A 20,605-nucleotide genomic window follows, 5' to 3' on the forward strand; every position below is an offset into this window, starting at 1 on the left:
TAACCCCGGACCAGATGGCCAACAGCAACGCCGTCAGAAGGGCGGCATAACAACAACCGGGTATAGCTTATCAAGCCCGCAAAACTGTCCGAACGGACGGGACCACCTCAACCAGCAGGGAAGTCATCAGATCAATGACCGCTTTAACCTCGCAAGCTATCCAGTCGGCACAAAACCTGCGCGACACAGCATCTTCTTCCGGGCCGAATGAGCGCACCGGGCCTGCCCGGGGCATTGTTCTTGCCGTGGCCCTCGGTCTTGCAGCCTGGAGTCCTCTGGTCGCAGCAGGCATCGCTGCTTTCCGTTAACTTTCTGCGAAAGCGTCTGACCCGGTTATTGAAGGTAAAAGTTCTTTACATCCGACACGAAACCAGTCCGTCCAGTCCAAAAATAAAATAGTCCTGATGTTTTCCGCCCATTCGATATGGGCGGAATTTTTCTATTGTTGCTCAGGCATGGGCCGTTTCTGACAAGCTGTGCCGCTGCAGACTGTAAAGGCCGGAAAACCCGTTGCGTCTCCGGCCCTTCCGGCGTTTTTAGAAATGGCGCTCATAAACCTTCAGGACGTCACCAGGCTTGACGTAATCCTGCGGCCTGAGTTTTCCGACAACGGTGTGGTCATCTTCCTGACGAACCACATAAGTGCGACTTTCCAGTGACCGGTATGTAAATCCGCCAGCGGCTGCAATCGCCGTCAGCATCGTCATACCAGGCTGATAAGGATACTGCCCTGGCCGCGCGACTTCGCCGAGCACAGAAATCATCCGATAAGCCGTCACCTCGACAGATACCTTCGGATCACGAAGCATACGCGATTTTTCAAGTGCGTCCCGCACCTCATCCGCAAACTGGCCCGTCGTCAGTCCCGCAGCCTGAAGACCATCAGTCAGCGGAAAAGCGACCTTTCCATTACTGTCGACACGGAAATCGGACGTAAGCTGATCCTGGCCATAGGTCATCACCCGGATCTGATCATCAATACCCAGTTTGTACTGACCAGGATCATAAGGCGGCACAGGACGAAGCCCTGACCCGTCGGCGCACGCCGCAAGAGAGAGTGCGACGCAGCCCATCGGCACCACGGATCGCTTGAGTCGGCGGAAACTGGAACCCAACGACACCATGTTCGAAATCCTATCTCTCAGCGTTAACAACGATTTGTCCACCACAGATCCGTCATCCGGTCTCTCGGTAGCGGGTGGAAACGGAAACACCAGTCCTGCCGCTGCGGCAATCTGCCGTAATGCTGTCAGGCTGACCTCAAAGCGCAAAATGAACCACTCCCTGGACAACATGAACAGGAAACATTGGCCCAAGATAGGCGCTTTGACTGGAATAATCGTAAGAAAGGCTCAGGGATATGTGGCGATTAAGATAAAAGGTACCATTAATCCCGAACCCGTACATGTTCTGATTATGCGCCTGCTGGTAAATAGGCGTTCCGGCGAGTTTCGACGATGTCGAGGGGTAAGATGCCTGCCTGACTTCGCTGTGAAACCCGAATACAATATTACGCGCAAATGCGTGCGTAACTGTAAGCTGAGCCTGGGTGTTGGTATAACCAAGCACTGATTCAAAAGCGGAATCCTCAATGCCGTGTGTAACACTTACCACAGCAGAAGTCAGGCGGGTCGGTTCCCAACGCAATGAAGCTTCAGCAATCGGAGACGTCACACGCTCGTAAAGCGCTGCAGAATAGGCTCTGAGCTGGTAGCCTACAACAGCCCTGAACCTGATCGGTCCGGCTTCATTGGAATCATAACCACCCAGAACAGAGAAGCCGTTGGAATTTCTTGTCGGAAAACCCTGATCGGAAGAACTGGAACTGATCTGCGCAGAGCCATAGCTGATCTGCGTACCTCTCGCGAGAAACAGCAGATGACTGTTCTTCAGAATTTCGTAACGAGCCGTAAAACCCTCGTTGACGATAACACGGTCACGATAAGACTGATTCACATACGTCAACGGATTATTAACAATTGACGGCGTGCCAAAATAATAGTGCTGGACATTGATTTCCGGAATAAAACTGATCCGGCCATGGGTCTGGATCAGATAACTGATCCGCCCGTCATCGAGGTTGTAAGGCACAGGCCCCACAAGAATAAGCGCACCGGACTCAGTGGGCATCTGAACAAGTGACAGGTGCGTAAATGAAACACCGAGTTCGTCACGACCGAAATGGTGTGTTGCGCCAACGGATGCGTTCCAGGTCGTTCTGTTCTGTAAGGAACGGGACGGATAGCGCGTATCATCTACGCTGATATCAGCATGAGCCTGGTTATCATGTTCAAACATGGCAACAACACCCACATGTCCCTGGGTATCGATTGACGCACTACGATGTATCGTCTGCGGCAGAAGATCGACGTTGCTGGAATAACCAATTCCCTCGGCGCCATCAGCGTGCACAGAAAGCGGACCCCATCGTGCTCCGAGGGGCTGATAAGCCTGCGTTGCCCGAATCTGTGCGGGCTCTTCACTCAGTTCTCCGGCGCCGGTACCCATTGCCGGGAAATACTGATCCACCACCTGCGCATAGCCACAAACGGGCAACAATAATAAAGTAAGTCCAAAAGCCCGATAAAATAGCGACATGCTAGTGTTCATGCCTTTCATCCGGACTATTTCATTACCGCTCACTGAGACCATTCTCAGGTGATGCAACAGATAGCGGTGTTAGCCTTACTCATTATGGAAAGTCTATCACAAAAACAGAGCCCGGCAGACTTAACGCTTATTTCACATGAAGCTGCAGGTTAAGCCGTTAATTATGCATATTCACATCGTCGTGATACACGTTTAGCTCTTGCTTTTGTTATTGAGACGCCTGCCTTATGTGCGAGACGCATGAATAATTTTTCCTCATGGCAATATTCCTGCATATAGTTTTGCAGGATGGAGCCATATCTTTCGACCCATTATCAATCCCGATCAGAACCCAGAGTTTTGCATGTGGAGGTTAACAATGCGTGCATCTATCTCAGGCGCGATGAGAAAAGGACGATCTGGTGACGAATCCTGGCTCCAGAGCAATAATGCAGCGACGCCTGAAATCCGACATGTCACCTCAGAGACCCATATACCATCCACGCCCCGTTCCACGAGCGCTACGACTGAAACTCCGGAGCTGACGCTGCCCCGGGCTGCCATGCGGCCCGTGAAAGTCGCGTTTGACGTCCTGATGGCGGCAATCCTGTTTCTTGCTGCATTGCCGGTTTTCGCCATAATCTGGCTACTTGTCCGATGGGATGGAGGTCCAGGTTTCTACGGGCACCTCCGAATCGGGAAACATGGTGTACCGTTTCACTGTCTTAAGTTTCGTACCATGACTGTGAACTCAGATCAGGCTCTGGCCGACCATCTGGCATCGAATCCGGCGGCCGCCATCGAGTGGTCAGCGACCAGGAAACTGGAAAACGATCCGCGTATCACACCGATAGGCAGATTCCTCAGGCGTACCAGTCTTGACGAAATTCCCCAGCTTCTGAACGTTCTGCGTACAGATATGAGTCTTGTCGGGCCTCGTCCCGTGGTTGAAGATGAACTCAGATATTATGGTCCGAACGCAGGCTATTATCAGGCAGTTCGTCCCGGAATCACCGGTCTCTGGCAAATCAGCGGTCGCAGCGATACAAGTTATGAAGAGCGGGTGGCTCTCGACACGCGATATGTCCGTGAGTGGAGCTTCCGGCGTGACCTTGTTATTCTTGCACAGACATTGCCTGCCGTTCTTCTTCAGAAAGGTGCGAAATAACGCACCTGCGGTTCTTTATTCTGTCATCCCGATGCGACATCTGAAAATCTGATTTCCGTCATCACCGCCTGTCGTATGGAAATTCCGCGATGAATGCCGTTCATTTGCCAGCGTTCAATGGTCCTCCGCAGCCGGAGAGTCATGATCCGTCGCACGTTTCGCCATGGAAAGTTTTTGGCGTCGTGCGCCGACACTGGCTGGCGGTGATGGCCGTCTTCCTCGTCATCGGCCTGCCCGCCTGCATCGGCATCGCTATGATGACGCCATATTATGACTCGTCAGCATCGCTGATCGTCGGCACCCATCAGGCCCAGTTCCGGGATCTGCAGGCCACGCAGACCTCGCTTGACGTTGATACCGTCGCGATCAACACCGAAGTCGGAATTCTGAAAAGCCCGGCTACCGCGATTACCGTCGCGGAGCGCCTGAAGCTGGTTGATGATCCGTATTTTCGGAAACTGACTGACGCTGTCCCACTCAAGGCGCGTGTCATGGACTGGGTCCAGACAAAATTTAGCAGTCCGCCAGTTAAAAAGCCTCTCACTCCGGCTGAACGCCTGCAGGTCGCCCGCGATATTCTGTCGAATCACGTCACCATCCTCAACGATGGACGGTCCTACATTATTACGATCACGGCCCGGACAAACCGGCCGGACCTCAGCCAGGCCATTGCCAACACCTATGCCGACGTCTTTCTGGACTTCAAGCGGCATATGAAAATCGCCGCGACATGGCGCGCGAACGGCCTTCTCGATGAACAGATCGTCCCGCTTCGTGAAAGACTCCGCAAAGCCGAACAGGCGGCCGAAGAATACCGTGAGCAAAACGGTCTGATCTCGGCGCAGATAGAGCATTCCGGCAGCCCGAACGCGCAGGGGGGCAGCATCACGGTCGCGGACCAGCAACTCGTGGAAACCAATGCCGAACTGATCCGGGCTCAGGCCGATCTCGATCAGAAGCGTGCCCGTGCCAGCCAGATGCGGGAGAACGGGGGTGCCGCAAGCACGACCGAGGCGCTTTCCTCTCCGATCGTCCAGCAGCTCCAGGCACAGGAAGCGCAACTGAACGCCCAGGCAGCGAGCCTTGCCAGCACGGCTGGAGACGCTAACCCGGCCCTCATCGCAGCCCGCGCCGGAGCCGCGCATATCCATCAGCAGATCGGCCTCGCAATCGGCCGGATCTCCGGCAGCAGCGGCAAAGACCTCCAGAGCGCCCAATCCCGTGTCGATGCACTCAGAAACGAAGTCGCAAAGCTTGAAAATCGCGTTGCACGCGAGAATCAGGCCAACGTCACCCTGAAGCAGCTCGAAAGTGAAGCGAACGCTGCCCGGGCGGTTTATCAGGATTATCTCGGTCGCTTCGCGCAGACCTCCACTGAAGCCACCCTCCAGGAACCCGAGGCTGAACTCATCTCGAAAGCAGAAACGCCGCTCGGTGTTTCCGGCCCTCCCCGCACCCAGTACATGGCCATCGCCGTATTGTTCGCAGCGCTTGCCAGTGTAGGAACCGCTCTCGCGCTTGACCGAGCCAGGCAGGGAATGCGCGGTCCCGCTGAAATGGACTCCGTGCCCGGACTGTTTACGCTTGGTCTCCTGCCAACCTTCACGGGCGGCCTGCTGACGCTTTACCGGATGCCTGGCGCCTCGGTGTATGTCGAAATGGTCGAATCGATCCGCACGATTCTCTCGTTCGGCCAGAGTCGCTTCCGGGCAAAAACGATCGTCGTCACCTCACCCGGACCTGATGAAGGCAAAACCACCTTCGCGCTCTCTCTCGCGGGAAATACCGGTCGCTCGGGCAAACGCGCACTCGTGATCGACTGTGACACCCGTGGCCCTTCCGCTATGGAGGTGCTCGGTCAGGTCCGTCGTCGCACTCCCGCGAACAGCAGACTTCCGGCGGTCAAGTCCACTTCCGTCGTCAGCGATCAGGAACTTGCCCGGGATGTCCTTCCCGGCGTCGATGTGCTCACGATTGCCGGATGGAAATCGCCCAGCGACCGGATGGTCTCGCCATCGGTGATCCAGCTCATCCTGACAGAACTCAGCCCGCATTATGATATGATCGTGCTTGATACTCCGCCCATTCTCGCATTCCCGGATGCCGCCGTTCTGTCCCATGAAACGGATGGCGTGGTGATCATCGCAAAATGGGGCGTCACGACCCCCGCTTCCATGAAAGATGCCATGCGGCAGATGCAGACTTACGACGCGCGGGTTCTGGGTGGCGTGCTCACGCAGGCTCCCATGCGTGGACCGGACGGCGTGTCCAGCAACCCGATTCAGATCTATCAGCACTACGGATTGCTCGCTTCCTGATGCAGACAACACCGAACCTCGTTATCAACGGACGTTTCGCCACCCAGTCGCTCAGCGGCGTGCAACGCTTCGCCGGCGAAATCACCCGGGCCATTGCCCGTATCTGGCCGGAAACGTCCACGCTCCCTCACCTCCTCGCGCCCCATGGGCGAATCGCAGATGATGCGGGATTCGGTCTCCCGGTGGACCAGGCCGGCCACCTGAAAGGTCAGCTCTGGGAACAGATCGATCTCCCGTGGCAGGCCGGTTCACGAACCCTGATCAACCTTGGAAACACCGCGCCCCTGCTGGCCCGCCGCCAGATCGTCGTTCTGCACGACGCGGCCGTATTCGCGCAGCCAGACGGATATTCATGGAAATTTCGTCTCTGGTACAAGTTTCTGCAAACGATGCTTTGCCGCACGAATGCACGCCTCGTAACGGTTTCAGATTTTTCACAGCGCGAACTGGCCCGATATCTCAACGTCAGCGTCAGCCGGATCAGCGTCATTCCTGAAGGTGGCGAACATATCAGACTGACCCCTCCTGACCCGACGATTCTCAACCAGTATGACCTGACGAACCGCCAGTTCGTGCTCGCCGTCGGAAACCTGGCCCCGCATAAGAACCTCCGTGCCCTGTCCGCACTGGCTGCCACACTGCATGAACGTGGCATCCCGCTCGTGATCAGCGGGAGTGCCAACCCCTCCGTATTCGGTGCCGGCGCGGAACTTCCCCGGCCAGCGCTCTATGTCGGAAGAGTCACCGACGCTCAGCTTCACGCCCTCTATCAGGCCGCATCCTGTTTTGTCTTTCCGTCGCTTTATGAAGGATTCGGCCTGCCCGCAGTGGAAGCCATGGCCTGTGGCTGCCCCGTCGTCGCCTCGTCAATTCCCCCTTTGCAGGAAATCTGCGCCGACGCGGCCCTCTATGCAGACCCTGAAGATCAGAACGCAATCCGCGCCCGTGTGCTGCAGATTCTCGATGACCCCTCACTCGCCATGCAGCTTCGCGAACACGGACGCACCCGCGCCACGTTCTACACGTGGGATAAAGCCGCGCAGGCTCTCCTTGCTCTGACACAATCCGGATCACCACGATGATCATTCGCTCAGGCTGTCTGGCCGTTCTGTTTCTGCTGTTCTCGCATGGCGCAGCATCCGCTCAGGATTTTCCGGGCACTCCCGGGCAGCAACCCGGGATCACCGCCTGGTGCGCTGCTGTAAACGGAGAACGCGGCGAGCTATATCTGAGCGCCCCGAGACGCCTGCACAGTACCTCACCGATGGTTGTCGGCTCCCTCAGTGGTCACTTCGCCCAGACAGTGAATGCCCGTTTCGGCACTCATCTCATCATGAGCGCGTCCCACTGCCATGCCTTCAAAACCGCCGCCGCGTCAGAATCCGCTCGCGGCGCACTCGTGACCAACGCTTCCAAACAAGCCCTGGTCATCCGGGATCCGGGAATTTTCTGAACGACACTTTCTCTGCAAATTGCCCGGTCACAGAGCGCCTGCACGCTCCAGAACGTCCATGTCATCCGCAGAAAGTGACAGACTCGCAGCTTTCGCAAAGCTCCTGACCTGCGACAGCTTCGTCGCGCTCGCAATCGGCGCCGTCACGCCCGCGCGTTCGATCAGCCAGGCAAGAGCGACCTCCGCATCCTTCGCGTCGTGGCGTTTCGCAACCTTATCCAGCGCGTCAAGAATTTTTGTTCCACGCGGATTGAGATACGTCTCAACCCTGCCTTTACGTTTGCTGTCTCCAACATCCGCCTCGCTGCGATACTTTCCCGACAGAAACCCCGAAGCCAGCGAATAATAGGTGACGACCCCCAGACCTTCCCGAAGACAGAAATCGCGTAACGCGCCATCATAAGATGCACGGTCGTAAAGGTTATATTCCGGTTGCAGCACCTGATATGCCGGAAGGCCATGCTCACGTGACACGTCCAGCGCCTGTTCCAGTTGGGCCGCGTCAAAATTAGACGCACCGATCGACCTGATTTTGCCTGCTTTCAGCAGCCTGTCATAAGCGCCCAGCGTTTCCGCCTGCGGCACATCCGGATCGAAGCAATGAGAGAAATACAGATCGATCCGGTCGATCCCGAGCCTGCCAAGAGACTCGTCGACGGCCTGCATGATCCGTTTTTCCGACAGCCCGTTCTTTCCGGGCTGCTTCATGTCCATTCCTGTTTTTGTGAAAATCTTCACCCGATTCCGCATGCCTGGCCGCGCCTTCAGCCACCGTCCGATGATCGTCTCGGATTCGCCGCCTTTATTGCCAGGCACCCACACAGAATAAACATCGGCCGTATCGATGGCATCGAAACCATGATCGACAAAGGCATCAAGCACCTCAAATCCTGCCTTCTCGTCAATCGTCCAGCCCAGAACATTCCCGCCAAAAACGATGGGTGAAATATCAAATCCCGTTTTCCCGAGCGCACGCTTTTTCATAGTCTGGCTTCCTTGCATGTCATTATTCCTGTGATAACGACCATGAAGACCAGAGCGTTCCCGTCAACCTGAAACCATCATTCAAACCGATCCCCGCATGCCGACAGCATCCCTCGCCCGATCTGATGCCACTTCGCGTCACGTTAAAAAACGGAGAACCCTCCATGTTCGGCACGAATTCCTTTTCCATGCTCACCCGGCACACGCTGTCCTGGATGATCGCCGACAAGGGCTGGAACATCGGCGATCATACATACGGCACTCCCACCATCCTCGAAGCCGAATATGCCGATCTCGAAATCGGCCGGTTCTGCTCGATCGGACCGAATGTGACGATGATTCTTGGCAACCACCGCGCCGATCTCGTCACAACCTACCCGTTCAAAACCCTCTCCCATTTCTGGCCCGCGGCTGAAAAAGGAGAGGACGACCACGTGACCAACGGCAACATCACCATCGGTAACGATGTCTGGTTCGGCGCCGGCAGCACAATCCTGTCCGGTACAACCATCGGAGACGGGGCCATCATCGCAGCGGATGCGCTCGTGCGCGGCACAGTCGAACCCTATGCGATCGTGGGCGGCAACCCCGGCCGGACCATCCGGCACCGCTTCAGCTCCGATATCGTCGCCCGACTCCTCGCCGTCGCCTGGTGGAACTGGCCGGAAGATCTGCTCAGGGAGCATCTGCCCAAACTCATGAGCACCAATATCGAAGCCTTCCTCGAACTCGCCGAAAGCCTGGACGAGACATCGGAACCTGACCAGACCGGGACAAACGCGGTCCTGGAGCAGTCAGTCAATACAACTCCGGATTGAGGCTGAGACACAGGAAGAGAGGCCGAAGAGCCCTGGAAAGGCTCTGTTGTCGTTACGTGTTGATCTGTGATTTTTCAAAGGGTTGGCAGAATCCGGGCTCTGCCCGGACCCGGCAGGGACCGCAGGCCCCTGCACCCCAATTTATTTATGATAAAATGGTTTCCAAAGGTCTGTGACCTTTGGTGGGTTCCAGGGCAAAGCCCTGAGAAGGAGCCAGCACTTAATGACAACGGAGCCTTTGGAAACCGGCTTGCAGATCAACAGACCAGGGTGAAAGAGGACCGTGACCTCTTCCGGATTCGGGCAGCGCCCGGGCTTTTTTTACGACGGTCAATCCAGGCGCTTCGGGCTGCAACACTACCCGCGCAAAACCGCCTGCAACGTGGTGCCAAGCTCCGCCGGCGTCGGCGCGATATGAACACCCGCGCCACGCAACACCTCGATCTTCGCCTTGGCCGTGTCGTCACCCCCGGAAATAACTGCCCCGGCATGCCCCATACGACGACCGGGCGGCGCTGTAAGCCCCGCGACAAGCGCCACAACCGGCTTCTTCACCCGACTGTCCCGCAACAACCGCGCGGCATCGTTCTCCGATGTGCCGCCAATCTCTCCGATCATGATGATTGATTCCGTCTCCGGATCAGCAAGAAACATCTCGAAGACATCAACGAAATCGAGTCCCTTGATCGGATCACCACCAATCCCGACGCTCGTGCTCTGCCCCATGCCCAGAGCCGTCGTCTGCGCCACCGCCTCATAAGTCAGCGTTCCCGAACGGGACACGATCCCCACATGCCCGCGCCGGTGAATCGGCCCCGGCATGATCCCGATCTTGCACGCATCCGGCGTAATCACCCCCGGACAGTTCGGACCGACGAGAATACTCGATGAGCGATCCAGTTCCGTGCGGACACGCAGCATATCCTGTGCCGGGATACCCTCGGTGATGCAGACAATCAGGCGAATTTCATTGGAAATCGCTTCAAGAATCGCATCCGCGGCGCCAGGCGGCGGAACGAAGATAACCGTCGCATCAGCCTTCAGCTCTTTCTGCGCCTGCTCGGCCGTGTCGAAAACCGGCAACCCGAGATGGGTCTGCCCGCCGCGCCCCGGCGTTACGCCACCGACAATCTTCGTGCCGTAAGCAAGCGATTCCTGAGAGTGAAACGTTCCCTGTGCGCCGGTAAATCCCTGAACAAGTAATCTGGTGTCATGATCAACAAGAATGGACATCAGGCAGCCCTCCGGGCACGAACGGCAGCCACAATCTTGCGGGCCGCATCTCCAAGATCCGTAGCGACAATCACATCAAGACCGGATTTCGAGATCAGGGCCATCCCCTCCTCGACACGCGTTCCGGCGAGACGAACGACAAGCGGCACATGCAGCCCCACCTCACGGCAGGACGAGATAACAGCCTCGGCAATGATGTCACAACGCATGATCCCACCGAAGATATTGACCAGAACCCCCTCGATCCGGGCATCGCCCAGCAGAATACGAAACGCCGCGCTCACTTTTTCTTTCGAGGCGCCACCGCCGACATCCAGGAAGTTGGCCGGCGACTCTCCTTCCTCGTGAATAATATCCATTGTCGCCATGGCGAGCCCGGCGCCATTGACCATGCAGCCAATCGTGCCATCCAGCCCGACATAAGACAGACCGAACCGCGCCGCCTCCTGCTCGCGCGGATCTTCCTCGTTCGGATCACGCAGTTCCTGAATCGCCTTGTGCCGGAACAGCCCGTTGTCGTCGAAACCCATCTTGGCATCGAGCGCCAGCAGCGAACCATCCTTGGTGACCACCAGCGGATTCGTCTCGATCAGAGAAGCATCAAGCGCCGTAAAGGCCGTGTAAGCAGACCGCACGATCTCCGCGAACTGATGAATCTGCGGGCCATGCAGACCCAGCCGCGTCGCCAGTTCCCGGGACTGATGATCCGCAAGTCCGAGAGACGGATCGATCGCAACCTTACGAATTTTCTCAGGCATTTTCTCCGCAACGTCTTCAATGCTCATACCGCCGGCCTCGGACGCCACAATGACAATGCAGCGCTCGGACCGGTCAATCAGCATCGAAAAATAGAGTTCGCGCTCAATCGCGCACCCGGCTTCAACATAAAGCTTGCGGACAATACGGCCCTGCGGTCCCGTCTGTCGCGTGACAAGCGTTCGGTCCAGCATCTCATAAGCCGCTTTCTTTGCCTCGTCCGGCGTTTTCACAAGCCGGACCCCGCTGCATGCCGGCTCGCCCACAAAATGACCGGCACCCCGCCCGCCCGCGTGAATCTGCGCCTTGACCACAAACAGATCGCCCGAAAGCGACTTCGCCGCATCCCGGGCCTCGTTCGGAGACTGAACGACAATGCCGTGCGGAACGGGCACGCCATAGGACTTCAGAAGTGCCTTGGCCTGATATTCATGAATATTCATTCTTCTGTCCTGAAGCCGGTTGGTCCAGATCCCGGATACTGACCGGCCACCCATGCCGTCGGGCACCCTGTCCGCTCCGAATGCCCCGCCTCTTTTTTTGTTCTCTTTATCCGGAGCCGGGATGAGCTGTCCCCACGGTAGGCAGCCGACCTGCGCCCGACAAAACAAAATCCCGTGCTCGTCCCTCGCGCCACCCGCCGTCGCCAGGGCTCGACTTCTCACGCCCCTGGCGCCTATCAGACACACAGTTCATGACGGAAAACGCCCCCGCGCGTCTTCACAGCAGAGGCCGGCTATGCGCCGGAAAAACAGCATGTCAGCCGCCCTTGAACGTCGTTTTGAAGCCGCCCGCGCCATCGTGGACGACGCCGCCCGCATGGCCCTCACGATGCGCCCGCCATCAGGTGGCCCTGTCGCCATCCAGAAATCAGCGCAGGACTGGCTGACCGAAACGGACGGCGCCGTCGAGATGTTCATCTCACAGCGGATGCAGGCCCTTTTCCCCGAAGACGGCTTTCAGGGCGAGGAAGGCGGACGCGCCCGCGAAGGCAGCCTCCGCTGGGTCGTCGATCCGATCGACGGCACGTCGAATTACGCACGCGGACGAAACCGCTGGTGCGTCTCCCTCGGTCTTCTCGACGGTGACGAGCCGGTCGCCGGCGTCATCGCAGCCCCTGCCCTGCGTGAAACCTACACCGCCCTCGCGGGACACGGCGCATATCTCAACGGCGGGAAGATCAGCGCTTCCACTGTCACCGATCCGCGTAGCGCCATGATCGAAATGGGCTGGAGCAACCGGGTGCCAAAACCGGTGTTCATGGAGAAAACCGGCGCAATCCTCGACCTGGGCGCTATGCCACGTTCCGGTGGCTCCGGCGCTCTGGCCCTCACCGACGTCGCCTGCGGCCGGCTGGATGGCTATATCGAGATTGTCATCAATCTGTGGGACGTTGCCGCCGCACTGGTCATCCTGTCGGAGGCCGGCGCGCGCGTGTCACCGTTTCTCCGTGACGGCGGACTTGCCGGCCCCGGGACAATCCTTGCCGCCGCTCCGGGAATTGCTGATGCACTCTCACAGGCTGTCAGCATTCCGCTCATATGATTTCGCGGTTTTCGAGCCAGTATCTGAATCTGATGAATGGCTGATATTCGCCTCGCGGGCGGCACATTGAACGCGATGTGTAATAAGATAAAATAGACCCGAAACAGAATGTTACAATTAAGTGTCAGGATACCGAGTTTATGAAACGTCTTTCAGCACTGGTTCTCGCCGCCAGTCTCGCTGCCGTGCCGACTTTTGCCCATGCCGGCGCTCTTCACACCCACTGGGAAAAATATAAGGCCGGCCGGGCAATGAAGCACCTGTCAGCCGATGGCCAGCGTGCCCTTGTTGATATTCTTCAGGCCCGTGATCTGCTGTCGGCCGGCAAGACCGAGCAGGCCATTCCGGCGCTTTATGACGCAACAAAGCGTCTTCAGTCAGCCTCAAAAGACGACACGAAGTTTATGGCTGCCGAGAGCGCGCTGATGCCCGCTTCGCAGCATCCGGCGCAGCCGGGTCACGTGCCATCGACAACACCGGATGCCTGGGTTCCGGTTGGTGGCGAGTGGATCGCCAGCGAGACTCTTGCTCCTGAAAAGAAAGCGGCTGTCGGCACGGCAAATGGTCAGCTGAAGACCGGCACCACGCAGCAGGCGGCTGACACGATGCAGGTTGTCGATGAAGATGTTGACTTTATCGTGGCTCTCGCGCCGCTGACGCCGACCCAGGGTGCGGTGAATCGCGCCACGGTCTTCACCGAAGGTGGTGACGCGAAATCGGCTGTCGATGCGCTGAACCAGGCGCTTGGCGGAATCGTGTTCGTCTCCGACGACTTCATCGATTCGCAGGCTCAGGGAAACGGAGCGGCTGCTCCGGCTCCGGCGAAGAAAAACTGATCCCGTAAGGGCGCGGCGGGACGTTCCCGTCGCATCTGTGAGAAAACGTCTGCGCGAACCGTGGTCCGTAAGGGCCACGGTTTTTTCGTGTCCTGCGTTTATCGCGCCGTATAGCCACCATCCATCATGTAATTCGATCCGGTCATCTGAGCGGCTTCCTCACGACACAGAAACAGCGCAAGGGCGGCGATCTGTTCCACCGTCACAAACTGTCCCGTCGGCTGGGCAGCAAGGATGACGTCGCGCAACACCTGCTCACGGGTCAGTCCTCTCGCCTTCATCGTGTCGGGAATCTGATTTTCCACGAGCGGCGTCCACACATAACCGGGCGAAATCGCATTGACGGTCACGCCAGACCCGGCCGCCTCCAGAGCAGCGGTTTTCACCAGCCCGACCAGACCGTGTTTCGCAGCCACATAAGCGCATTTGAAGGCCGACGCGACGACGGAGTGAATGGATGCCGTCGTGATGATCCGCCCCCATCCTTTTGCCGTCATATGAGGCAGAACGGCCTGCATCAGGTGGAAGGGCGAACTCAGGTTGAGTGCGAGAATCTGATCCCATTTCTCTGCCGGAAATGTCGCGATCGGTTCGACATGCTGAATACCGGCATTGGCAATGAGAATATCCGGACTGCCGTATCTTTCGCGTATTGTGTCGATCAGCGCCGTATTGTCTTCCGGCCGACTGAGATCCGCCGGAAAAAACAGCGCCTCTGCCCCCGATAAGTCCGAGAGTGCGCGGCGTTCTTTTTCAATCGCTTCCGGATCACCGAATCCGGTGAGAACAAGTGCGGCCCCTTCTCCGGCAAGCGCTCTTGCACAGGCCAGGCCGATGCCTGAGGTGGAGCCCGTGACGAGCGCGATCCGCCCTTTGAGAAACATGAATTTTCTCCTCTCAGCCAAGCAGGAAAACGGAGACACAGCAGATTACAAGCGAGATCAGGAATGTGATCGAGGTAAAGGCCATCACACGCTGAATACCGATTCCGGCAATGGCCACAATCGGAACGGCCCAGAAAGGCTGGAGCATGTTCGCGACATTCTCGGCGATGGCCACACCCATGATCACATGCGGGATCGACGCATGAAGGCTCATGGCCGCGGGCACGACGAAAGGCCCCTGCACCGCCCAGTGACCGCCCGCGCTCGGGACCAGAAATGTGATGATCAGGGAACTGACAAAACTCCAGAAAGGCAATGTCTGCGCCGAAGCCACATGCACAAAGAATTCCGAAATCACGCCCGCCAGACCGGTTGCTGTCATGATTCCCATGATCCCGCCATAGAACGGAAACTGCAGCAGGATCGGCCCGGTTTGTGAAATGGCCTCACGGACGGCGCCGACATACGCAATCGGTGTTTTCTGCAGCATCAGCCCGAGGATCAGAAAGCTCAGGATAAGGCTGTCAATATCGAACCCGAAGCCATGCTCCCGCCAGCGCAGGATCAGCGCAGCGAAAGCAAACAGCGCGATGGCAAAAGACAGGATGACGGACTGTTCCGTCGCACTGCGCGGTGACCGGGGGCCTGATCGCCGGATCGGTGCCGTGATCCCGTCGTCATGCGCCTCCAGATAGACGGATTGCTGCGGTGCCGGACAGAAAAACGGAAAAACCAGTGCTGACACGATAACGGTCAGAACAGTCGGCACCACGGTGAAAGCCGAGAAAAGCGTCGCGCGCAGCGGGACCATCTGGCCTGTCATCTGTTCAACAATGTTCATGGGATTGCCGTGAGTCGCCTGTGACAGGGCAATCGAACTCGACAGACCACTGTTGCAGATCCACCAGGCCGTATAACCACAGGCGACCAGCCAGCCATAATCGACCCGGATATGCCGGGCGATTTCGCGGGCCACGAAGGCTCCGACGACGAGCCCAAGGCCCCAGTTGAACCAGGTCGCGGGCACCACCAGCACGAACATCATCAGAACGGCCTGCCCCGGCGTGCTGACCCAGGCCACAAGGCGGCTCAGTATCCGCCTCACCGGAGCCGCCCCGGCCACGGCATGGCCCGTCACCAGAATCAGCATCATCTGGAAAGCGAACGCGACGATTTTGAACGCACCACCATACCAGGCATCCAGAATGGCGCCCGGTGAGCCGTGAGGCGCCAGTATCATCGCCAGAACGGCTGTCACAAATGTCAGCAGCAGCGCGATCACAAACGGATCGGGCATATAACGTTCAAAGAATATGACAAAGAAACTGACCAGTGTTTTCTGAAATGAACCCTGTGTCACGATAACAGTGGATTTTTCTGACATCGGAAAAGATCTTTCAGCAGCGCACGCTCTGACTCAGAGTGGCGCATTCCGGCTAACGACGTGACAGTCAGCCCGCGGCACGGAGCCCGAGCATCTGCCGTGCTTCCGATGGCGTTGCCGGCCGGCGATTATGGGCGGCCAGACGGTCAGCCGCGATACGCACCAGTTCCACATTCCCGTCAGCAAGTCTGTCGCGGCTGACGCGAACATTATCCTCCAGACCCGTCCGTACCCCGTCGCCACCGCGTGCGAGCACCCAGTCCATCACCTGCGTCTGAAACTTCCCGATCCCGGCCGCCGTCCATGTCGCGTCCGGCAGCACACGCTGTTTTTCCGCAAGCAGGATGTCGAGAAGATGCTCTTCGGCGGGCATGGCGTTTCTGACACCAAGCACAAACTGAACATGCGGGCGTGGCCCCATCAGGCCCGCTTCAATCAGGCGTTTCGCGCCGTGAAGATGCGACAGGTCGAAAATCTCGATTTCCGGCGCCACATCATATGTTTTCATGGACGATGCGAGCGTCGTGACCAGCGCTTCACTGTTCTCATAAACGATTGTCGGGAAATTTACCGACCCGGTCGAAAGCGATGCCATATCCGGGCACAGCGGCAGGGCGCTGCCGCGCGCGCCCGCATCACGTCCGCGTCCGCCAGTCGAGAACTGAATGATCATGCCCGGACAATGCCGCGTCACGCCTTCCTGAACGGCGTGGAACAGATCGGGATCGGAAGACGGGCTCTCATCGGCGTTGCGAACATGGATATGAACCAGCGACGCGCCCGCCTCATAAGCCTGATGCGTGGACTCGATCTGTTCCGACGGCGTGACAGGCAGCGTCGGGTTGTCGGATTTACGCGGCACGGAACCGGTAATGGCCACGGCGATAACGGCTGGGCGCATGGGGATTTTCCTTCTTGTAACATCCCTCTCCGGGGACTGGTGCACTCAGAAAACGTTTCAGGTAGGCCGGATGACGGAGGGCAGGGCAGAAAAAACGGAGCCACTCTTCAAAGCCGCTCCACGATCGCGGCGATCCCCTGCCCTACGCCTATGCACATGGTCACCAGGGCACGCCGGCCTCCACGAGCCTCCAGCCCGCTGATCGCCGTCAGCGCCAGCCGCGCGCCGGACATTCCCAGAGGGTGTCCGAGGGCGATCGCACCACCATGGGGATTGACGCGCTCACAGGCATCATCAAGCCCAAGACGCCGCATGACCGCCAGAGACTGGCTGGCGAACGCTTCGTTCAGTTCGATCAGATCCATGTCATCGAGCGTAAAGCCGGTCCGGGCCAGCAGCTTCTGCACGGCGGGAACCGGACCGATCCCCATCACCGAAGGCTCGACCCCGGCGGCGGCCATGGCCACGATCCGTCCACGGGGCGCGAGGTTATGACGGCGCACACCCACCTCGCTGGCCAGAAGAAGAGCGGCCGCGCCATCGTTGACGCCGGACGCGTTGCCCGCGGTTACCGTCCCGCCCGTGCGAAATGGCGCTTTGAGTTTCGCCAGACCTTCCAGCGTTGTTTCCGGTCTCGGATGTTCATCTTCGGACACGACGGTTTCTGCTTTGCGGGTTTTCACCGTCACCGGCGTGATTTCACGCGCAAAATATCCCGCCACTCGCGCCTGTTCCGTTTTCCGCTGTGATCTGAACGCGAAAAGATCCTGATCCTCGCGGGAAATATCGTAACGGTCGGCGACATTTTCTCCCGTCTCAGGCATGGAATCACACCCCCATGCCTCACGCATCGCCGGATTGACAAAGCGCCAGCCAATCGTCGTGTCATACAGCTCCGCGTTGCGGGAGAAGGCTTCGGTCGCCTTGCCTGTCACGAAGGGAGCGCGGGTCATGCTCTCCACACCACCCGCCAGAACCAGATCCGCGTCGCCGGCCCGGATGGCGCGGGCCGCCTCTCCAACAGCGTCCAGACCGGAGCCACAGAGACGGTTTATGGTCGTGCCCGGTGTCCCGACCGGAAATCCGGCGAGAAGCACAGCCATTCTCGCAACATTGCGGTTATCCTCGCCCGCCTGGTTCGCACACCCCATGAAACAGTCGTCGAGTGCATCCCAGTCAACGGTCGCATTTCTCTCGCGCAGAACACGCAGAGGGTGCGCCGCAAGGTCATCGGCGCGAACATGACGGAGCGCTCCGGCGTAACGCCCGATCGGCGTGCGCGTGAAATCGCAGATATAGGCGTCACGCATATTCTTTTTCCTCGAAGAAGACCGGCGCTGCGGTCATCGCCTGCAATGCGTCCCGCGACAGGCCAGGCACCATCTCGCGCACGACGAAGCGATTATCCTCCACGTCCAGAACGGCGAGATTGGTGTAAATCCGGCTTACGACAGCCGGCGCGGTCAGCGGATAGGAGCAGGTTTCAACCAGCTTCGGCGCGCCTTCACGAGTGGTGTGTTCTGTCGCCACCCAGACGCGGCGCGCCCCGGCCGCGAGGTCCATCGCCCCGCCAACAGCGGGCGCGCTGTCCTGCGCGGACGTCGCCCAGTTCGCGATATCCCCGCCCGCTGAAACCTCAAACGCGCCAAGAATGCAAAGATCGAGATGTCCCCCGCGGATCATGGCGAAACTGTCCGCATGGTGAAAGAAACTTCCGCCGGGGCGCAGGGTGACATGCTGTTTTCCGGCATTGATCAGCCACGGATCAATATGCTCCGGATCAGGCGCGGGACCGAACCCCAGCACACCATTTTCGCTGTGAAGAAAGATCTCTTTCTCAGTCGGGATGGCGTCGGCCACCAGTGTCGGGATGCCGATCCCGAGATTGACATACCACCCTTCCGGAATATCGCGCGCAATCCGTTCGGCCATCGCCTTGCGGGACAGAGGTTTATAATCCGCCACGGTCAGACCTCCTCTTTTTTCAGATGAGCAGGCGCTGCGGCCTCACCATCGGGAATATGCACGACGCGGTGAACGAAGATCCCCGGCGTCACGATTGCTTCCGGGTCAAGCCCGCCCACCTCTGTCATGCCGCATGTCTGCACGATGGTGGTGCGGGCAGCCGTCGCCATCACGGCATTAAAATTCCGCCCGGTTTCACGATAGACGCAGTTGCCGATCCGGTCGGTCCGCCAGGCCTGGATCAGCGCCACATCCGCGCCGAGCGCCTGTTCCAGAACATAAAGACGTCCACTGAACTCCCGCGTTTCCTTGCCTTTCGCGAGAATGGTGCCAACCGTCGTGGGGGTATAGAAGCCCGCGATCCCCGCTCCGGCCGCGCGAATGCGCTCCGCCAGCGTTCCCTGAGGCACGATTTCAAGTTCCAGAAGTCCTGCCCGAAACAGATCCTCAAAGACGACAGAGCCTGATGATCGGGGATAGGAGCAGATAATCCGTCGTACCCGCCCGGCGTCCAGCAGTTTCGCCAGCCCGACCCGTCCTGCTCCGGCATTGTTGGCAACAACCGTGAGATCACGCGCGCCCTGTTCGATCAGCGCCTCAATAAGAGCGTCCGGCTGCCCGACCGACCCGAACCCACCGATCATGACAACGGACCCGTCGGCAATGCCGCTGAGTGCCTCTGCTGTTGTCCCGACCTGCTTGTTGATCATGACCCCTCCACTAGTGTGCGCATATCGCACGTATGGGCGTATAGCGAATTTTATTGAGCACTTTCGGACAGAAGCAGGCAAGGCGGAACTTCATGCTCCCGATGTTGTGAATTTCTGGCCGAAGCCGATATTTTCCGAAACGATCATAAATTATGATGTGGCGTAAGAAGCGCGCGGCCCTGCTTGCCGCCGGACATGCCTCTGAGGCACAACAGCCTTATGAGCCGAGCAGATCCCGCCCCGCAGGATGAGTCCATTGAGAGCCGCGATTTCGTCACGGGTCTTGCGCGCGGCCTGGATGTCCTGCGCGTCTGCGCGGCATCCCCGGAAGGCCTCACGCTCTCAGACGTCGCCCGCGTCGTCGATCTTCCCCGTGCCGCCGTCCGCCGCTCGCTTCTGACCCTCGTCGCAACAGGGTACGTCACCCGCAGCGGTCGGCTGTTTCAGCCGACTCCGCGCGTGCTGGGGCTCTCCGCCCGCGTTGCTGACATGACGCTGCCCCGCCTCGCCCAGCCCGTTCTTGATGAACTCAGCCGGACGCTCGATGAAAGCGCTTCGCTGGCAACGCTGGACGGGCCGGACATTCTCTATATCGGACGGTCGGAAACGCGCCGTATTCTGTCGGTGGATCTGTCGGTCGGATCACGCCTGCCAGCCTGGTGCACCTCAATGGGCCGCATTCTGCTTGCCGCCCTGCCGCCAGGCGAACGCCAGTCGCATATTCCCACGATCCTGCCGGCCCGTACACCAAAAACCATTACCGATCACGCCAGACTCAGTGCCACGCTCGATGACATCGCGACCGCAGGCTATTGCATCCTTGAGCAGGAACTGGAGACGGGGCTCCGCTCCGTGGCGGCTCCTGTCCGCGATGGCGAAGGCCGTGTCGTCGCCGCCCTGAATGTCGGCACTCAGGCCGCCAGAACGTCACTCCGGGACGTGCGGCGTGTCATCGTCCCGGCCGTCGTCAGAGCAGCGGCGACACTGACGGAAGCCGTCAGATTACAGCGCCGCTCCTGATGCCATAACAGCAGGCGGACGGCTGTTGTGCCGTCCCCGCG

General features: G+C 58.7%; 20 protein-coding genes. 9 read left to right on the forward strand and 11 right to left on the reverse strand.

The window, feature by feature from the left end; genetic code table 11:
- Positions 1 to 134 precede the first annotated feature (134 nt).
- On the forward strand, positions 135 to 308 hold the full coding sequence (locus GOB85_RS10805) for a hypothetical protein (protein ID WP_173577561.1): 174 nt from the start codon (positions 135 to 137) through the stop codon (positions 306 to 308).
- A 228-nt stretch (positions 309 to 536) separates the two neighbouring features.
- Here GOB85_RS10805 and GOB85_RS10810 read toward each other — a convergent pair whose 3' ends face one another.
- Positions 537 to 1,124, reverse strand: coding sequence for a polysaccharide biosynthesis/export family protein (locus GOB85_RS10810; protein ID WP_173577560.1), 588 nt, complete (start codon positions 1,122 to 1,124; stop codon positions 537 to 539).
- Between the two features lie 136 nt (positions 1,125 to 1,260).
- The gene (locus GOB85_RS10815) at positions 1,261 to 2,610 is read right to left on the reverse strand and encodes an outer membrane beta-barrel protein (protein ID WP_242011449.1); all 1,350 of its coding nucleotides are present in this window, start codon (positions 2,608 to 2,610) and stop codon (positions 1,261 to 1,263) included.
- Positions 2,611 to 2,968: 358 nt separating this feature from the next.
- Between GOB85_RS10815 and GOB85_RS10820 the strand changes: the two genes are divergently transcribed.
- From GOB85_RS10820 to GOB85_RS10835, 4 genes are all read left to right on the forward strand, one after another.
- The gene (locus GOB85_RS10820) at positions 2,969 to 3,757 is read left to right on the forward strand and encodes a sugar transferase (protein ID WP_277875910.1); all 789 of its coding nucleotides are present in this window, start codon (positions 2,969 to 2,971) and stop codon (positions 3,755 to 3,757) included.
- A gap of 89 nt (positions 3,758 to 3,846) precedes the next feature.
- Positions 3,847 to 6,075 (forward strand): GumC family protein, encoded by a 2,229-nt coding sequence (locus tag GOB85_RS10825; protein ID WP_173577559.1) that lies wholly within the window; start codon positions 3,847 to 3,849, stop codon positions 6,073 to 6,075.
- Complete coding sequence (locus GOB85_RS10830; protein ID WP_173577558.1) at positions 6,075 to 7,157, forward strand: glycosyltransferase family 4 protein; 1,083 nt, start codon at positions 6,075 to 6,077, stop codon at positions 7,155 to 7,157. Before GOB85_RS10825 ends, GOB85_RS10830 begins: the two co-directional genes overlap by 1 nt.
- Positions 7,154 to 7,528: a hypothetical protein gene (locus GOB85_RS10835; RefSeq protein ID WP_173577557.1), complete on the forward strand. Its 375-nt coding sequence runs from the start codon at positions 7,154 to 7,156 to the stop codon at positions 7,526 to 7,528. Before GOB85_RS10830 ends, GOB85_RS10835 begins: the two co-directional genes overlap by 4 nt.
- A 27-nt stretch (positions 7,529 to 7,555) precedes the next feature.
- Here the strand turns inward: GOB85_RS10835 and GOB85_RS10840 are convergent, their stop codons facing one another.
- Entirely contained in the window at positions 7,556 to 8,512 is a 957-nt protein-coding gene (locus tag GOB85_RS10840) for an aldo/keto reductase (protein WP_173577556.1), read from the reverse strand.
- 164 nt (positions 8,513 to 8,676) lie between these two features.
- Here GOB85_RS10840 and GOB85_RS10845 point away from each other — a divergent pair, with 164 nt between their 5' ends.
- On the forward strand, positions 8,677 to 9,330 hold the full coding sequence (locus GOB85_RS10845) for a CatB-related O-acetyltransferase (protein ID WP_173577555.1): 654 nt from the start codon (positions 8,677 to 8,679) through the stop codon (positions 9,328 to 9,330).
- 357 nt (positions 9,331 to 9,687) lie between these two features.
- Here the strand turns inward: GOB85_RS10845 and sucD are convergent, their stop codons facing one another.
- On the reverse strand, positions 9,688 to 10,563 hold the full coding sequence (gene sucD / locus GOB85_RS10850) for a succinate--CoA ligase subunit alpha (protein WP_173577554.1): 876 nt from the start codon (positions 10,561 to 10,563) through the stop codon (positions 9,688 to 9,690).
- Complete coding sequence (gene sucC / locus GOB85_RS10855; protein ID WP_277875912.1) at positions 10,563 to 11,816, reverse strand: ADP-forming succinate--CoA ligase subunit beta; 1,254 nt, start codon at positions 11,814 to 11,816, stop codon at positions 10,563 to 10,565. Before sucC ends, sucD begins: the two co-directional genes overlap by 1 nt.
- Positions 11,817 to 12,075: 259 nt before the next feature.
- On the opposite strand from sucC, the gene GOB85_RS10860 reads away from it, so the two are divergent.
- Both GOB85_RS10860 and GOB85_RS10865 read left to right on the forward strand, forming a co-directional pair.
- Complete coding sequence (locus GOB85_RS10860) at positions 12,076 to 12,864, forward strand: inositol monophosphatase family protein (protein ID WP_173577552.1); 789 nt, start codon at positions 12,076 to 12,078, stop codon at positions 12,862 to 12,864.
- 140 nt (positions 12,865 to 13,004) lie between these two features.
- The gene (locus GOB85_RS10865; protein ID WP_173577551.1) at positions 13,005 to 13,700 is read left to right on the forward strand and encodes a YfdX family protein; all 696 of its coding nucleotides are present in this window, start codon (positions 13,005 to 13,007) and stop codon (positions 13,698 to 13,700) included.
- A 98-nt stretch (positions 13,701 to 13,798) separates the two neighbouring features.
- Here the strand turns inward: GOB85_RS10865 and GOB85_RS10870 are convergent, their stop codons facing one another.
- The 6 genes from GOB85_RS10870 to GOB85_RS10895 form a co-directional block, all read right to left on the reverse strand.
- Positions 13,799 to 14,584, reverse strand: coding sequence for a 3-hydroxybutyrate dehydrogenase (locus GOB85_RS10870; protein ID WP_173577550.1), 786 nt, complete (start codon positions 14,582 to 14,584; stop codon positions 13,799 to 13,801).
- Positions 14,585 to 14,597: 13 nt separating this feature from the next.
- Positions 14,598 to 15,968, reverse strand: coding sequence for a TIGR00366 family protein (locus tag GOB85_RS10875; RefSeq protein WP_173577549.1), 1,371 nt, complete (start codon positions 15,966 to 15,968; stop codon positions 14,598 to 14,600).
- 67 nt (positions 15,969 to 16,035) lie between these two features.
- Entirely contained in the window at positions 16,036 to 16,869 is an 834-nt protein-coding gene (locus GOB85_RS10880; RefSeq protein ID WP_173577548.1) for a BKACE family enzyme, read from the reverse strand.
- Between the two features lie 107 nt (positions 16,870 to 16,976).
- Positions 16,977 to 18,179: a 3-oxoadipyl-CoA thiolase gene (gene pcaF / locus GOB85_RS10885; RefSeq protein ID WP_173577547.1), complete on the reverse strand. Its 1,203-nt coding sequence runs from the start codon at positions 18,177 to 18,179 to the stop codon at positions 16,977 to 16,979.
- Positions 18,172 to 18,801, reverse strand: coding sequence for a 3-oxoacid CoA-transferase subunit B (locus GOB85_RS10890; protein ID WP_173577568.1), 630 nt, complete (start codon positions 18,799 to 18,801; stop codon positions 18,172 to 18,174). Before GOB85_RS10890 ends, pcaF begins: the two co-directional genes overlap by 8 nt.
- A 35-nt stretch (positions 18,802 to 18,836) precedes the next feature.
- Positions 18,837 to 19,544, reverse strand: coding sequence for a 3-oxoacid CoA-transferase subunit A (locus tag GOB85_RS10895; protein WP_173577546.1), 708 nt, complete (start codon positions 19,542 to 19,544; stop codon positions 18,837 to 18,839).
- A 219-nt stretch (positions 19,545 to 19,763) separates the two neighbouring features.
- Between GOB85_RS10895 and GOB85_RS10900 the strand changes: the two genes are divergently transcribed.
- Positions 19,764 to 20,564 carry an IclR family transcriptional regulator domain-containing protein gene (locus tag GOB85_RS10900; protein WP_173577545.1) on the forward strand — a complete coding sequence of 267 codons (801 nt, stop codon included), beginning with the start codon at positions 19,764 to 19,766 and terminating at the stop codon, positions 20,562 to 20,564.
- Positions 20,565 to 20,605 lie beyond the last annotated feature (41 nt).

Source organism: Acetobacter fallax, from assembly GCF_011516735.1.
GTDB lineage: Bacteria > Pseudomonadota > Alphaproteobacteria > Acetobacterales > Acetobacteraceae > Acetobacter > Acetobacter fallax.